Annotated in this window: 11 protein-coding genes; 1 reads left to right on the top strand and 10 read right to left on the bottom strand. The window is 71.1% G+C overall.

Translation table 11 applies throughout. The annotated features are described in order from the left end of the window. Positions 1–90: 90 nt before the first annotated feature. The 10 genes from ADY01_RS09175 to ADY01_RS09130 form a co-directional block, all read right to left on the bottom strand. Entirely contained in the window at positions 91–975 is an 885-nt protein-coding gene (locus tag ADY01_RS09175; RefSeq protein WP_234320147.1) for an alpha/beta fold hydrolase, read from the bottom strand. A 10-nt stretch (positions 976–985) separates the two neighbouring features. Then, positions 986–1,549 (bottom strand): DJ-1/PfpI family protein, encoded by a 564-nt coding sequence (locus ADY01_RS09170; protein ID WP_049568745.1) that lies wholly within the window; start codon positions 1,547–1,549, stop codon positions 986–988. Between the two features lie 446 nt (positions 1,550–1,995). After that, complete coding sequence (locus ADY01_RS09165; protein ID WP_049568741.1) at positions 1,996–2,934, bottom strand: alpha/beta hydrolase family esterase; 939 nt, start codon at positions 2,932–2,934, stop codon at positions 1,996–1,998. A 70-nt stretch (positions 2,935–3,004) separates the two neighbouring features. Beyond that, positions 3,005–3,871: a PaaX family transcriptional regulator C-terminal domain-containing protein gene (locus ADY01_RS09160; RefSeq protein WP_049568738.1), complete on the bottom strand. Its 867-nt coding sequence runs from the start codon at positions 3,869–3,871 to the stop codon at positions 3,005–3,007. A 226-nt stretch (positions 3,872–4,097) separates the two neighbouring features. Continuing rightward, positions 4,098–5,009, bottom strand: coding sequence for an alpha/beta hydrolase family protein (locus ADY01_RS09155; protein ID WP_107081681.1), 912 nt, complete (start codon positions 5,007–5,009; stop codon positions 4,098–4,100). Between the two features lie 561 nt (positions 5,010–5,570). Further along, complete coding sequence (locus tag ADY01_RS09150) at positions 5,571–7,601, bottom strand: right-handed parallel beta-helix repeat-containing protein (protein ID WP_049568781.1); 2,031 nt, start codon at positions 7,599–7,601, stop codon at positions 5,571–5,573. Positions 7,602–7,641: 40 nt separating this feature from the next. Continuing rightward, the gene (locus tag ADY01_RS09145; RefSeq protein WP_049568731.1) at positions 7,642–8,874 is read right to left on the bottom strand and encodes a mandelate racemase/muconate lactonizing enzyme family protein; all 1,233 of its coding nucleotides are present in this window, start codon (positions 8,872–8,874) and stop codon (positions 7,642–7,644) included. Between the two features lies 1 nt (position 8,875). After that, positions 8,876–9,703, bottom strand: coding sequence for a carbohydrate ABC transporter permease (locus ADY01_RS09140; RefSeq protein ID WP_049568728.1), 828 nt, complete (start codon positions 9,701–9,703; stop codon positions 8,876–8,878). Further along, a complete protein-coding gene (locus ADY01_RS09135; RefSeq protein ID WP_420715623.1) occupies positions 9,703–10,503 on the bottom strand; it encodes a carbohydrate ABC transporter permease in 801 nt (266 codons plus the stop codon). The genes ADY01_RS09140 and ADY01_RS09135 overlap by 1 nt, the downstream gene beginning before the upstream one ends. Before the next feature lie 189 nt (positions 10,504–10,692). Next, positions 10,693–11,964, bottom strand: coding sequence for an ABC transporter substrate-binding protein (locus ADY01_RS09130; protein WP_049568721.1), 1,272 nt, complete (start codon positions 11,962–11,964; stop codon positions 10,693–10,695). Between the two features lie 173 nt (positions 11,965–12,137). Between ADY01_RS09130 and ADY01_RS09125 the strand changes: the two genes are divergently transcribed. Beyond that, on the top strand, positions 12,138–15,715 hold a 3,578-nt coding region (locus tag ADY01_RS09125; RefSeq protein ID WP_159001056.1), incomplete at its 3' end, for an SDR family NAD(P)-dependent oxidoreductase.

Genomic DNA, 15,715 nt, shown 5'->3' with positions numbered 1-15,715 from the left:
AGTTGAACCCGGCGGCGAGCTGACCTGTCGCTGAGGCCATCCCGGTGCCGGAGATCACCTGGGCGGGTGTGCGCGGGATCGCGACGTCGTCTATGGCTCCTCCAAGAAGGTCGTCAGAAGCCGGTGCAGCTCCGCCGGTCGTTCGGCCGGTGAGGCGTGCCCGCACGCCCCGAACAGGTGCGCCCTCACATCGGGCAGCAGGTGGAGAAGTCGCAGGGTGCTGGACTCCAGCGGCACGACGCGATCCTCCGCGCCGTGCACCAGGAGCGCGGGCGCCCGGATCCGCGCCAGCTCGTCGGTGCTCAGCGCGAGGTCACGAACCCATCGCTGGCGCGGCGGCGGGAACATGACGGCGAACGCCTCGAGCGGACCCGGCTCGAGCGTGGCGGCCAGCCGCGCCTCGACGGCCTCGTCGGTGCGGAACGCCTCGTCGACGTGCAGCAGCTCAAGGAGCCCGCGGGCCGCCGCGCGCCCGGGCCGGTACGCCCAGAGCTGGTCCAGACCCGGCGGTAACGGCATGTCGAGCCCGAGGGTGCCGATCCCCACCAGTCGGGTGACCGACCGCGGCCGGGCATGGGCCACCGACAGTGCGATGGCGCCGCCCATGGAGTTACCAACGACGGCGCAGCGATCCAGCGCCAGCTCGTCCAGGAGCTCCAGGACCTGCGCCGTCCACGCGCGGCGGCCGTAGGAGTGCTCCCCCTCGGACCCCGGACCCGGGAGCATCCTGCTCCGGCCGAAGCCGACGAAGTCGGGCGCGATGACGCGGAAGTCGGGCGCCATCGCAGCCATGAGAGGCTCCCAGGCCGCGCCCGTGGTGCCCGGGCCGGAGCCGTGCAGCAGGACGACGGCCGGGCCGGAACCCGCCTCGCGCACAAAGGTCTCCCGCCCGGCGACCCGGACCGTCCGCCCCTCGATGTCGGGGCGCCTCGTCCTCGCGACCTCCGGGCGCGCGCCACTTTCGGGAAAGCTCACGCGACGGCGGTCAGGCAGAGGCGCTGGAGCGCTCGAGGACCGACACGAACGCCCGCGACCACTGCGGCAGATCTGGCCAGCCCCGGCAGGAGACCATGTTCCCGTCGACGACGTCGGGCTCGTCGATGACCGTCGCGCCGGCGTTCTCCATGTCAGCGGCCAAAGGACCGAACGCAGCGGTCTTGCGACCCTTCAGGAGGCCGTAGGCCGCAGGCACCTGCGGTCCGTGGCACACCGTGCCCACGGGCAGGTTCTGAGCGAAGAAGTACTCCGTGATGCGACGGACATCGGCGTCGATGCGAATGTACTCAGGAGCGCGACCACCGGGGATGATCAAGCCCGCGTACCCCGTCGGATCGACCTCCGAGAAGGCCAGGTCGACGGGGAGCTTGCGCCCCTTCTTCTCCGTATAGGCGTCCGACTCCGGCTCGAAGTCGTGGATCACCAGCTGCACGTCCCGACGTGTCAACGCCGCGACGTCCGCCTGATAGCCCGCCTCGCGCATGCGGAAGATCGGGTACATCGCGTCCAGTTCCTCGGCTGCGTCGCCGACGAGCACAAGCACTTTCCTCATCGTTCCTCCGGTTCTCGCCAGCCCTGATCGCGCGCACGTCCTATCGCCTCGGGTGTTCTTCGGGAGGGAACGTACGGCATGCCCTTGCTCGCTGCAAGACACAGAGGGAGCCACAACACGCCAGAAGCCGGGGCCACTTCCTCACGAGCAGGAATGCGCCGGTACAGCGCATAAGCGAATGCTGCCCTGTCATGAACGATGGGCGAGGAAGACCGATGCGGTGGGCCGGCGCGGCGGTCCCCGCACGATCGACGTCCCGTTCGTCCACCGCCCCGCGCCCGCACACGAAGCGGCTGGCGCCGCCTACCGGCAGCTGAAGCCGGGCCGGTTGCTGATCACGGGGGCGCCAGGAGGAGCGCCCTGTCGGGGGCTGCCGGCAGTCTCATGGCCGGCAGCCCCTGACAGGCGTTGTGGGTGCGGGCGGCAGGGGAGCGCTGACGCTCAGGTCAGGTGCCGTCGATGCCGAAGAACGACACGGCCGCCGCGGCCATGCCGCTCATGGGCAGGCTGTGGCCCGCCCCCTGGACGCTGATCGCCTCGACCCGCACGGTGTCGCCGGAGTCGGCGAACCGGTGCCGTGTCCAGCTCGGCTGCGGCTGGTCCGTGGAGGTCGGGGTCTGGCTCAGCCCGGACACGTCGGTCCACTGGTCGACGGCTTCCTGCTGGAGCTGGTACGGCACGAGGGGATCGGCCGTGCCGTGCCAGAGCTGCACCCGGGGGCGAGGACCGGCATACCCGGGGTACGCCGCCCGGACCGCGTCGCCCCACTGCTGCGGTGTCCTGTTCATGCTCCCGTTGACGCACCGGCTGGTCGCCGGCGGGAAGTCGGCCTCGTTGGCGAAGCAGGTGAAGGGCACGCCCATGAAGGACGCTCCGGCCTCGAAGACGTCCGGGTGGACGGCGAGCAGCGCTTGCGTCTCCATCCCGCCGGATGAACTGCCCGTGGCGAAGACCTGGTCGGGGTCGCCGCCGTACTGCTGCTCGGTGTAGCCGACCATCGAGACGATCGACGCGGGATCGCTGCCGCCGCCGTGCCGTTTCGACTCCTCCGACCACACATCGAAGCAGTTGCCCATCGCGGTCTGCTTGGTCGCGGTCGGGTAGATGACGATGAAGCCGTGCTGGTCGGCGAGTGCGTTGAACCCGCTGGACCCGGCGAAGCCGGGGCCGCTGCCGCCGCAGCCGTGCATGGCGACGACGACCGCCGGGGTCGCGGGGGTGGAATCGGGCACGTAGACGTGCATGCGCAGATTGCCGGGATTGGCGCCGAAGTCGGTCACCTCGACGAGTTGGGCGGCGGATGCCGACGTGGGAAGGGCGAAGCCCGTGATGGTGATCAGAATGCCGCTGGCGATGGCGCCGAGTGCGGCTCTCAGCCGAGTCATGCTGGCCTCCTGTCAGGTGCCAGCCCCCACAGGTAATTTAGGTATTGTCATGACGACCGTCAATGAGATGTCAAACATTGGCCGAAGGATGCCGCGCCTCGTCGTACGGGATGGGCGTAAGCAGCGCGGCGGCCGGCTCGCTCGCGGCGCCGGCCAACTGGGACTGCCGGGTCCGGAACAGCTCCTGGGCGCGGATCCCCGGCCAGGTGGGAGGCAGCAGGGCCATCGGCAGCCGCGGGTCCTGCCGGATCAGCAGCAGCCACTCAGCGGTGATCCGGGTGCGCCGCGACAGATCGTCCAGCTCACCGGAGTACTCGCCCGACCAGCGATCGAGGAACCCTTGATGGCCCGCGGCGATCGCCGGCAGATCCCATGCCTCCCGGGCGATCCTCACGGGGTCGGTCCACAGCGTCGCCTCGGCGCGGAAGACCTCGGCATGGTCGAGCAGGTCCAGCTCGGACAGTACCCGGGAGACATCCGTCCCCCGCGGCGAGATCCACAGCCCACTGCGCAGGGGGGCGAAGCCGGCCCAGCCCAGGTGGGTCCGCAAGGCGTGACGGTCGGCCCGCCGTGTCTCCGGCACCGAGAACGCGAGCAGCGTCCAGCGCCCGTCCCACGCCCGGTCGACGATCTCGGCCTCCAGCCTGCGCAGGCCGTCCTCCAGCACCGCGACCCCGCGCGGCGCCAGAGCGAGGAACACCTGGCGGCCCCGGCGCACCGGCCGCAGCAGCCCGCGGCGCGTCATCCGTGTCACGGCGGCGCGCGTGGCGTGCTCCCCGACCCCCAGCCGGTTCAGCACCGCGATCACGCCCCCCGTGGCCACGGCCACCCCGCGGCCGAGCACGTGGTCGCCGAACAGGGCGAGCAGGAGCGTCTGCGGGCGCAGGGCGTGCCCGGAGCTCGTGGGAACGCCCTGCGCGTCCACCGATCCCTCCATGGTCCCCCTCCAGCCGGCGCGGGTCCGCGAAAGGGTACCTCCGCCACGGCGCGTCAGGGGGACGTACTCGTTGCGGGCAGGAAGGCCCGGTGGGGGAGTGGTGCCCGGGACTCCCGTGTGGCGAGCGCGCCAGGGCTTGACAGGCTGTGGGGCAGCTCTCGGGCAGAGGGCGACCCCAGCCGCCTCAAGCGGGCCGGAGTCGGTACCGCCCTGCCGCCCCGTCGGACTAGGACAGCGCCGCTTCCCAGCGGGTGCCGCCGGAACTGGCGTCCGCCGGGAGGCGGTCGCGTGCGGCGGTGTCGCCGTACAGACTCCAGCGGAACCAGTCCAGGAAGGTGTTCTGCGTCTGGTCGTAGGTCGGGAAACCCGGGACCAGGTAGGAGCCGTGGTCCGCCCCGACGTGGGTCAGAAACGCCTTGGGAGCGGGGAGTTCCTGATACGCCTGCCGGGCCGAGGAGTACGCACAGGTCGGGTCGTTCTCCCCGTGGATGAACAGCACGTTCGCGCGGACCTGTCCCGAGGGGTTGCCCACGTCCACGCAGGCGATCGGGGCGGCGGCCACGACCCGGTTGTCCGGCCAGGCGGTGAGCAGGCCGTGGGTGGTCATGCCGCCCAGCGAGTGCCCGGCCGCGCCGACGCCGACCGACGTGTCCAGGTGGCCAGAGAACGGGTCGCCCGTCGCGTCGTTCAGCGCGAGGGTCCGGGTGATGACCTCGGAGACGTCCCTCGACTGGTTGCCGTTGTAGACCTCCCCCGGGGTGCTCCCGGGGAAGCTGGGAGCGGGCACGACGAAGCCGGCGGAGACCAGCGCGCGGACCTGCGAGGCATAGCTGTCGGAGTTTCCGCCCATGCCATGGCTCCACTCGACGACGGGGAAGACGCCGTCGGCTATGGGGGCGCCGGGCACGGGTTCACCGCCGGGGCTGCCGGCGATGGGGTAGAAGATGCGGGTGTGCAGCTGACGGCTGCCGCGGCTCCAGGCGAAGTCCCGGACCCCGACCGCGAACGGCACGGTCGGAGCGTCCATGGTCCTGCGGAGGGGGCGCGCGTGTGCCTGGCCCGCGCCGAGCAGGGATACGCCCAGCCCTGCCGTTCCGGCCGCGCCAAGTCCCAGGAAGGTGCGCCGTCGCATCGGCATGGTGACTCCTTGTGTGTGGGGGGAAGTGTCGTGGTGGTGGGGGGAGCTGCCCGGACCGGGGCGCTGGACGATCCCGGATCCGGTCCGGGGCACGCGCCGGAGGCTCTTCCCACACGAATGACGCCTGTCGCTCGGCGTCCGAGGACTTGGGTGTGGGCTGACCTCACCAGAAGGAAACGGAAGGTGCGCGTACTTTCGTGTGCCGGTCCGCGGATGGGCACGAATCGACACGGCCAAGCCTCATTCGTTCGGCATCACGAATGTCGCTTGGAATCTCGAATATCAAAAGGATAGACGGCCCCGTGACGGCGTCAAGGCTGGGAGTGGGCGCGGCCTCGACGAAAAGAATCGAAAGTTGTAGGGACCGCTCCCGCTGAGAACACGCGGAATCCCTCGGGGAATTGAACCGCTCGGTGATTGATTCCGGCGTCGGCGAAAAGGCCGCCTGGGTATTGCCTCCAGACACCGCCGCGGCCGCGGCGCACCGGGGCGGTCGGGGGCCCTGCCGTGGGTGCGTCATCTCGGCGACGCACCCACGACTGCGGTCTCGGGACCCCGGACTCAGGGGCTGGGAACCGAACCGGCCGGTCCGGCCTCGGAGATGATCCGACTGGCTTCGGCGGGAATGTCGTCACTGGTGAAGGTGACGTTGTCCCGGGTGATATTGCCGCGCTCGCCGTCGACGATTCCCGTGATGGCCGGGTTGGTCGTCCAGTTCCCGGTCAGGGTGAGATCGCCCGTGTGGTTGCCGTTCTGGTTGTTGGCGTGGGCCCACTGCCCGGCGGTCCCGAGAAAGACGTTGTCGCTGCCCGTGAGGTATCGGGATCCCTCGTCGAAGTACAGGCCGAGCTGCCCGCTGTGCTCGCAGAAGTTCTCGTCGATGCTCCCGCCCGGGATCGCGGAGAGGGTGTAGACGCAGCCGGCGTCGAACATGGTCTGGACGACGTTGCGGATGTGATTGCCCTCGACGCGGACGTCCCTCAGGGTGGTGGGGGTGTCATAGATGGGCTGGAAGTCGTAGAGCCCGCGGCTGAGGTACTCGGGGCTGCCGCCCGGATCGTTGGCGCCCCAGCCGTAGCCCACGCCGATCCCCGTGTAGGGCATGTCCGACACGTAGTTGTGCTCGATGGTCAGCCCCGTCACATAGCTGGCGAGGATGGCGTCCTGGTCGAGGTACTCCAGCGCCGTGGAGTGAATGCTGTTGTTGCTGATCAGGATGTCGCTGTTGACCATGCGCGGATCGGACGGGTGGTGCGCGTCGGGGCGGATGCCTCCGACGATGATGCCGCCACCCGCGCTCGCGGTGAAGGTGCTGCCCACGACCGAGACGTTCCGCGCGCCGAGGCCGACACCGGTGGCGTGGGCGTTGGCGTCGTTCCCGATGCCGAGACCCACCGATCCGAGGTTGACGAACCGGCTGCTGGCGAAGCTGATGTTCTCGGCCGCCGAGACCTGAACCGCGGCGGGCGTCTGCGCCCAGCCGTTGCGTGACGCCTCGAATCCCCGGCAGCCGAAGTCGCACGACTCGAACGCGTCGGTCGGCCGTTCCGCCTGGACGCCGGTGATGAACGCGCCCGTCTGCTGGTTCGCGTACCCGTTGGACGTGCTGGGGTGCAGCCACGTGGTGCCGGAGAAGGTCAGCCCCTCGAAGGCGAGGTCATGGGCCGGCTCGTCGTAGGTGCCACCGACCTCGACCAGGGTCTCCAGCCGCGGCAGTTCCACGGGGGTGCTGTCCAGGTCCTGCCCCGGCAGCGGCTTGTAGTAGAGCGTCCCGGCGGTCGTGTCCAGGTACCACTCACCCGCCTCGTCGAGGAAGCCCCTCGCGTTCAGCAGGGAGAACGTCGGCTCCCGGAGCGGCGACTGGATGGTGTCGTACCCATAGGTGCTGTTGTCCCAGGCCGGCTGCTGCATCACGACCGATGTGCCGGAGATGCCCTCGACCGGCGCGAACCGGTTGGTGAACGACAGCATTGCCTGGAAGTCGACGCGCCGCTGGTCGGGGAGCTCGGCCAGGTGGTGGAGGTCGGGGTTGTCGAGGGTGAACCCGGTGGCATTGAGGGTGATGTCGCTCGCCTCCAGGTCCATCCGGGCGCGCTGCGCCGGGAGGCCGTCGACGTAGAGCTGCCGGCTGTCGAAGCCGGTGCCGACATCCGCGCGGTAGACGCCCGCCGCGGCGTCGTCCAGTTCCCAGTCGGTCACCGGCTCGGCCCCGCTGACGACGGGTTCCGCCCCGGCCGCGGCCGCCCAGGTCACGGTGTGCCCGTCGCGGCCCGAGTCGGCGGCGCCGAACCGCAGTGGCCGGTCGAGGCGATGGGTGCCGTCCTGGAGGTACACGGTGACATCGCGGTCCCCCCGGGCGGCGAGATCCCGAGCCCGCTCCTGCGCCTCCGCGAGGGTGGCCAGCGGCTGGCCCCTGGTGCCAGGGCCGTCATCGCCGGCTCCCTCGGCGCCGGTCGGCGCGACGACGAGCGTGTACTGCCCGGGCGCGGCGTTCGCCTCGCCGGCCGGCAGGGTCACGAGGAGTCCCGCGGCCAGGGCGGCGGCGATGGCCGTGACGGATCGTCCAGTGCGATACGAGAGAGGTGGAGACATGGCTACGTCCTTACTTCCCGATCGGGATGGGGTTGGCCGGTCACTGTGAAGTGGAGTGCGACACCTCGCCGTTCGGATGCCGGGTGGGGGACCTGAGATGCGTCGGGCGGTGTCGCAGCGCGGCGCGATCCTCCGCCGTCAGGAGGCGCCGCCCGGCACGCTCCGGCCGGACGTTCGGGCTCGTGGCCGCGGCGGAGCGCTGTCGAGGACCTGGGGCGCCGACCGTTCCCTCGTCGACTCGGATGCCCAGCCCGGGGGAGTCACCGAGGACGAACGCGCCGTCCTCGACGTGCGAGTCCAGGGAGAGGCCCACGGGTGGCCGCAGATCCTGCAACTCGCTGGCGATGTGGTTGGGCACGGACGTCGCGGCGTGCAGCAGCGCGACGGGGACGTTGCCGACCGGGCTGACCGGCAGGTCGTGCGCGTGGGCCAGGGCGGCCACCCGGAGGAAGTGGGTCACTCCCCAGACCGCCGACGTCTGGACGATGTCGACCGCGCCCGCGGCCAGGAGCGGACGGTACTGTTCGAGCCCGGTGAGGTTCTCGCCGCTGGCGACCGAGGCGCGGATTCCCCGGCCGACGGTGGCCAGGCCCTCGGCGTCCCAGCGCCGGACGGGTTCCTCCACCCAGATGAGGTCCATCGTGCGCTCCAGCTCGCAGACGTGACGGACCGCCTGCTTGCGCGTCCAGCTCTCGTTGGCGTCGAGCATCAGGCCCGGCCGCTCACCCCCTCCGGCCCGCGTGAGGATCTCCCGCACCAGGGTCAGCCGGCGCCGGTCCTGCTCGACGTCGAGGCCGCCCTTGAGCTTGGCCGCACGCAGGCCGTGCTCGGCATAGACCTGGTAGACGCCGGCCAGTTCGTCGTCGTCGAGGTCGATGTCGAGGCCGGACGCGTAGGCCGGGACCGTCCGGTCCCGGCCGCCCAGGAGACGCCACAGCGGCTCCCCGGCGGCCTGCGCCTTGATGTCCCACAGGGCGGTGTCGAGCGCGCCGATGGTCCCGAACAGAGCCCCCGCGTGGCCGGACTTGAAGGTCTGCCGCAGCATGCGGTCGTAGAGCGCGGTCACGCCGCGCGGGTCCTCGCCCTCGATGGCGGCGAAGATCGCCTCCACTTCGACGTGCGGCCCCAGCCCGACCCCGGTGATGCCCTCGTCGGTGTCCACCAGGATGACGGGGACCTGGGTGACCCCGTCGGGATACGTGCCGTTCGCGTCGCCGACCGGCCGGCCCCATTCCTGAGCCGTCGAGAGGGTGCGATAGCCGGTGATCCGCATGTCAGCCCTTCGTGGAGCCGGCGGTGACACCGGCGGCGATCTGGCGCTGGAAGAAGAGGTAGATCACCAGGACGGGGAGCGCGGCGATCAGGACTCCGGAGGCGAAGGTGGGGATGTCGTCGGAGTACTGGCCGCGCAGTGAGGTCACGCCGACCATGAGGGTCCGGTGTTCGGCGGACGGCATCATCAGCAGCGAGATCAGCACGTCGTTCCAGCAGAACAGGGCGTTGAGGATGCCGACCGACAGCAGCGCCGGGGCGCCCATGGGCAGCATGATCCGCCGGTAGACGCCGTACACCGTGTTGCCGTCGATCCTGGCCGCGTCCAGGATCTCGCCCGGGATGGTGGAGTAGTAGCTGGTCATCAGGAAGATCGTGAACGGGAGGAACTGCGCGACATAGGCGAGGATCAGCCCTGGATAGGTGTCGATGAGGCCACCGTCCGCCATGACGCGGGCCAGCGGGACCATGATCACCTGGAACGGGATGAACAGGGCCGCGAGGCATCCGAGGAACACCGCCCGGGAACCCCGGAACCGCAGATGGCTCAGCGCGAAGCCGGCCATCGATCCGAACAGCAGGAGGAGCGCGACGGAGGCCGCCACCACGATGAGCGAGTTGACGAGGTACCGGTCCATGCCGACGCTCGTCCACGCCGTGGTCAGATTGTCCCAGTGCAGGGACCGGGTCAGGGAGAACCGGTCGAGGATGTAGTCGCGCCGGGTCTTCAGGGCGACGTTGGCGGTGAACAGCAGGGGATAGACGGTCGCCAGCGCGAGGAGTGCCATCGGGACGGCGACCACCCACGTGCTCCGGCGGGTGCCGCGCATCAGCCTTCCCTCCCCGCGCGGCGGAGCAGCCCGATCTGCGCCAGCCCCACCACCAGCATGAGCAGGAAGAGAACGGTCGACGCGGCCGAGGCGAGCGCCGGGCGGTTCATCTGTCCCTGCTGGATCCAGACGTAGAACTCCGGCAGGTAGGTCGAACCCTCCGGTCCCCCACTGGTCATCACGTAGAGCAGGCCGAACATGGACGTGAGCATTCCGATCATGGTGGTCACGAAGACGAACTGGATCGTGCGGGTCAGGCCCGGGACGACCACGTGCCGGATCACCCGGGGGAGCGACGCGCCATCGACCCGCGCCGCGTCCAGAAGTGCCGGGTCCAGGGTGGAGAACCCGGCGAGGAAGACCACCAGGCCCATCCCGAACGTCGCCCACACGTGCACTCCGACGACCGCGAAGATGGCGATGTCCGGATCGCCGAGCCAGTCGACGGGGCCGATCCCGACGGCGTCGAGAACGCTGTTGAGCGGCCCGTCGAAGGCCAGGAGGAGGTTGAAGATCGCGCCGACGATCACCGGGGAGAGCACGGCGGGGAAGAAGTAGACGCTCCGGAAGAACCGGTGCCCCGGGACGCGGAGGAAGATGAACGTCGCCAGGAGCCCCGGGATCGCCACCGCGAGCGGGAGGAGCAGCACCAGCAGCCCGACGTTCCGCAACGCGGTGCGGAAGAGCGGGTCGTCGAACAATTCCGTGTAGTTGTCCAGGCCGACCGCCATCCCGTCGCGCTCACCATCACCTGTAAAGGAGAAGTTGACGCCGAGGAGCAGCGGCCACAGCCTGAGCACCACGATGATGAGGACGGCCGGAGCCAGGAACACGAGGGGCGCCAGACGTTCGACTTGCGCCGAGCGCACGCCACGGCGTGCCCGTGCCCCCCGGCCCGCGCGGTCTGCGGGTCGGCCGACCTCCGCCTCGCCGTTGGGCCCCCCTCCCGGCGGCCGGACCACTGCCGGTGAGTCTCCGAGCCGCATGGATCAGCTCTCCTGGTCGGAGCCGGCCAGCTGCGCGAGCGCGTCGTCGACGCCGATCGAGCCGCTGAGGAGCTGCTGGGACAGCCGCCCCATCAGGTCCAGGGTCCGGGACGACAACGCCACGTGCAGTGCGGGCTTGCCGGTGCCGATCCCCGACACGATCGAGTTGAGCGCCGGACCGCCCCCGGAGACGTCGATCGTGGTGTCGGAGACGACCGCGCCGGCGTCGGTGGAGAAGGCGTCGAGAGCCCCCGTCGAGGTCAGGGACCTGACCAGGTCGGCGGCCAGGGCCGGGTCCTGCGCCCACTTCGCGACCCCGTACCCGATCCCTCCGTCGTAGGGGAGGCTGGGGAGGGCGTCCGGACTGACGACCGGGGGCGGCATCACGCCGACGCCGTCCTCCCCCAGGAACTCGCCGAAGTCCTGCCAGTGGCCGATGTCCGACATCATCCCGACGATGTGGGCCGCCTCGCCGGCCTCGAAGCGCGCGAGAGCGTCGTTGAACAGCGCGGTGGAGTTGACGCCGTCGTTGTTCAGGCCCGCCTCCTCGGCCTCCTGCCAGAGCTCGAAGATGCGCCGCACATGGGGAGAGGTCCAGTCCCGATCGCCGTCGATCCAGGCGTCGTACTCCTCCGGCGTGAGAACGCTGGAGCCCATCCCCGAGAGGAAGAACTGGATGCCGATGCCCTCCTTGTTCCCGAGGGAGAAGCAACTGGCCTCGGTGGCCTCGGCGATGGCGTCACAGTCATCGAGGAGGTCGCTCCATGTGGTCGCCGGGCGCTCCGGGTCGAGCCCGGCCTCCTCGTAGAGCGCCTTGTTGTAATAGATCGGATGACCTTGCAGCGTCACGGGCGCGGCGTAGATCGTGCCGCCCTCGGAGAAGGCGTCCCATCCCGTCAGCCGCTGGGCGTCCTCGGTCACGTACTCGTCCAGGGGCAGAAGCGCGTCCACGCGATCCCGTATCTGGCCGCCCCCGTTGAACAGCATGACGTCGGGCCCTTCACCGGCCTGAATGGCCGTGCCGAGCAGGGTGTAGTACTGGTCGAACGGCTGGGCCACGAACTCCACGGTCACATCGGGGTGTTTCTCGGCGAAGTCGGCCTTCGCCGCCTCCACATAGGCCGCGCTCGACTCCTCACCGGACTTCCAGTCCCAGACGATGAGCGTGTCGTCCCCACCGCCGGACGAAGGGTTCGAGCCCGCGCTGCCGCAGCCGGCGAGTACCAGTGTGAGTCCTGTGATCAGGATGGCGGAGAACCGTATCCGCTGCTTCATTGCTGCTCAACTCCCGGATGAGGTCGGGCATCTGGCCGCTGCGCCGCGCAAACGTAACTCGTATGACGTCTGATGTAAAGAGCCTGAGACATCAGTCGTATGACGTCCTGCGGTGTGTCGTATACTGCGTATGACTTGGAAGGCCGCGTGATCGCGGCGCGGCCGGAGGGAAGATGACGGCATCGCACGAACCAGCCGGCAGTACCGGGGAGCGGCCGGCCTGGGCACGTCGACCGAGCAACCTCACGAGCGCGGTCACCGCCGAGCTGGTGGCCGACGGCTTCAACACCTTCATCGAGACCTCCGCCCACCCGGTGCTGGGCGTCGCGCTCCGCGAGACGGTCGAGTCGGCCGGCGCGGGCGCCACCGTGGTCGGCACGCTGCGCCGCGACGAGGGCGGCGCGCACCGCCTCCTCCAGTCCCTGGGCGAGGCGTTCGTCACCGGTCTGCCCGTCGACTGGGACATCGAGGGCCGCTCCGTCGACCTTCCCACCTACCCCTTCCAGCGCGAGCGGTACTGGCTGCCCACGCCCACCGCCCCGGCGAGCCGGGTGGACGAGCAGTTCTGGGCCGCCGTGGAGCGCGGCGACCTCGGCCTGGACGAGGAGGCGCTGCGCACCCTCGCCACCTGGCGCGAGCACACCGAACAGCGCTCCGTCGTCGACTCCTGGCGGTACCGGATCGACTGGAAGCCGCTGAGCGACCGCCCGGCCCGGCCCCTGACCGGCACCTGGCTGCTCGTCGGCGAGGACGGCGACGCCCTCGCCACCTGGGCCGAGCGCATGGCCGCCGCCGGTGCCGAGATCCTCACCGGCACCGCCGACACCCTGCCGGAAGGCCCGGTCGACGGGGTGGTGTCACTGTTCGGCTCCGCCGCCGCCACGGTGGCGCTCGTCCAGGCCATGGAACGCGCCGGGCTCGACGCGCCGCTCTGGCTGGTGACACGCGGCGCCGTGCTGGGCGCCACCGACCTGGAGCAGGCCCAGGTCTGGGGCCTGGGCCGGGTCATCGGCCTCGAACACCCCGACCGCTGGGGCGGGCTGCTCGACGTCCCCGACCACCTCGGCGAGGCCGAGTGGTCGCGGGCGCTGGGCGCGCTGGGCGGCATCGACCAGGAGGACCAGCTCGCCGTCCGCGGCTCGGGCCTGCTGGCACGCCGCATGGCGCGCGACCCGCTGGGCGGGCGCACGGCCGAGCCGTGGCGCCCGCGCGGCACCGTCCTGGTCACCGGCGGCACGGGCGCCCTCGGCGGCCACGTGGCCCGCTGGCTCGCCGCGGGCGGCGCCGAACACCTGGTGCTGACCAGCCGCCGGGGCCCGGCGGCCGAGGGCGTGGCCGAGCTGGAGGCCGAGCTGACCCGGCTCGGCGCCCGCGTCACCGTCGCCGCCTGCGACGTCGCCGACCGGGACGATCTCGCCGCCCTCCTCGACGGCCTGGACGTCACCGCCGTCGTGCACACCGCGGGCGTGGCACCCACGGCCCCGATCGCCGAGATGACGACGGACGAGTTCGACGCCATCCTCGCGCCCAAAGTGGCGGGCACCCGCAACCTGCACGAGCTGCTCCCGAACGACCTCGACGCGTTCGTGCTGTTCTCCTCGAACGCCGGCGTGTGGGGCAGCGGCGGCCAGGGCGCCTACGCCGCGGCCAACGCCTACCTGGACGCGTTCGCCGAGTGGCGCCGCGCCCGGGGGCTGCGCGCCACCTCGGTGGCCTGGGGCGCCTGGCACGGCGGCGGTCTCGCCTCCGTCGGCGACGCCGAGGAGGAGCTGCGCCGCCGCGGCGTCCCCGCCATGGCGCCCGACCTGGCCATCCTCGCCCTCCAGCAGGCGCTCGACCACGACGAGACGTTCGTCGCGGTGGCCGACGTGGACTGGGAGGTGTTCGTGCCCACCTTCACCGTCGCGCGGCACCGCCCGCTCATCGCCGACCTGCCGGAGGTCACCGCGCTCCTCGAAGCCGCCACCTCCGGCGACGAGCCGCGCACCGAGCTGGCCCGGAGCCTCGTCGGCCGCGACGCCGACGAGCAGCACCGCACGGTGCTCGGCGTGGTCCGGGCCCAGGCCGCCGCCGTCCTCGGCCACGCCTCGGCCGACGCCGTCGCCCCGGCCCGCGCGTTCAGGGACTTCGGCTTCGACTCGCTCACCGCCGTCGAACTGAGGAACCGCCTCAACGAGGTCACCGGCGTCCGGTTGCCGACCACGGTCATCTTCGACCACCCCAACCCCGCCGCGCTGACGGACCACATCCTCGACCAGCTGGTCGGAGCGAGGACGACCGCGCCGGAGGCCACCGCGGTCCCGGCCACGTTCCTCGCCGACGACGAACCGATCGCGATCGTCGGCATGGCCTGCCGCTTCCCCGGCGACGTGCGTTCGCCCGAGGACCTGTGGCAGCTGACGTTCGACGGCGGCGACGCCGTGTCCGGCTTCCCCACGGACCGCGGCTGGGACATCGCCCGGCTGTACCACCCCGATCCCGACCACCCCGGCACCACCTACTCCTGCGCCGGCGGCTTCGTGCCGGACGCGGCGGAGTTCGACGCCGAGTTCTTCGGGATCTCGCCGCGCGAGGCGCTGGCGATGGACCCGCAGCAGCGGCTGCTGCTGGAGACCTCCTGGGAGGTCTTCGAGCGGGCCGGCATCGACCCGGCCTCGCTCAGGGGCAGCCAGACCGGTGTGTTCATCGGCGGCGCGGCCACCGGCTACGGCTCCCAGGGGTACTCGACGGCCCAGGGCGTGGAGGGCTACACCCTCACCGGCGGGCTCACCAGTGTCATCTCGGGCCGGGTGGCGTACACGTTCGGCCTCGAAGGCCCCGCGGTGACGGTGGACACGGCCTGTTCCTCGTCGCTGGTCGCGCTGCACCAGGCCGCACAGGCACTCCGCCTGGGCGAGTGCACCATGGCGCTCACCGGAGGCGTCACGGTGCTCTCCACCCCGCGGGCCATCACCGAGTTCAGCCGTCAGCGCGGGCTGGCGGTGGACGGCCGGTGCAAGGCGTTCTCCGCCGACGCCGACGGGATGGGCTGGGCGGAGGGGGTGGGTGTGCTGCTGGTGGAGCGGTTGTCGGACGCGCGGCGGCTGGGTCATGAGGTGCTGGCTGTGGTGCGTGGTTCGGCGGTGAATCAGGATGGTGCGAGCAATGGGCTGACGGCGCCGAACGGTCCGTCGCAGCAGCGGGTGATCCGGCAGGCGCTGGTGAACGCGGGGTTGTCGGCGGGTCAGGTGGATGTGGTGGAGGCGCATGGCACCGGCACGCCGCTGGGTGATCCGATCGAGGCGCAGGCGTTGATGGCGACGTATGGCCAGGAGCGGTCGGAGGACCGCCCGTTGTGGCTGGGGTCGGTCAAGTCCAACATCGGCCACACCGCCGGGGCGGCGGGCGCCGCCGGCATCATCAAGATGGTCATGGCCATGCGTCACGGCGTCCTGCCCAGGACCCTGCATGTGGAGGAGCCGTCGCCGCAGATCGACTGGTCGGCCGGCGCCGTGGAGCTGCTGGCCGAGGCCAGGGAGTGGCCGGAGACCGGCGAGCCCCGGCGGGCCGGCGTGTCCTCGTTCGGCATCAGCGGCACCAACGCGCACGTGCTCCTGGAGCAGGCTCCGCAGGAGGAGTCCGTCCCGGCCCCGGTTGACGTCCCCGGTCCCGCGCTCGTCGCGCTGCCGATGTCCGCGCGGAGTGAGGGGGCGTTGCGGGAGCAGGCGGTGCGGTTGGGTGAGTGGGTTGATGAGGGGGATGGGGTTGATGG

It is taken from the genome of Streptomyces sp. SBT349, assembly GCF_001083795.1.
Lineage (GTDB): Bacteria > Actinomycetota > Actinomycetes > Streptomycetales > Streptomycetaceae > Streptomyces.
The sequence above is the reverse complement of the archived record's forward strand: the minus strand, read 5'-3'. Positions and strand labels throughout refer to the sequence as shown.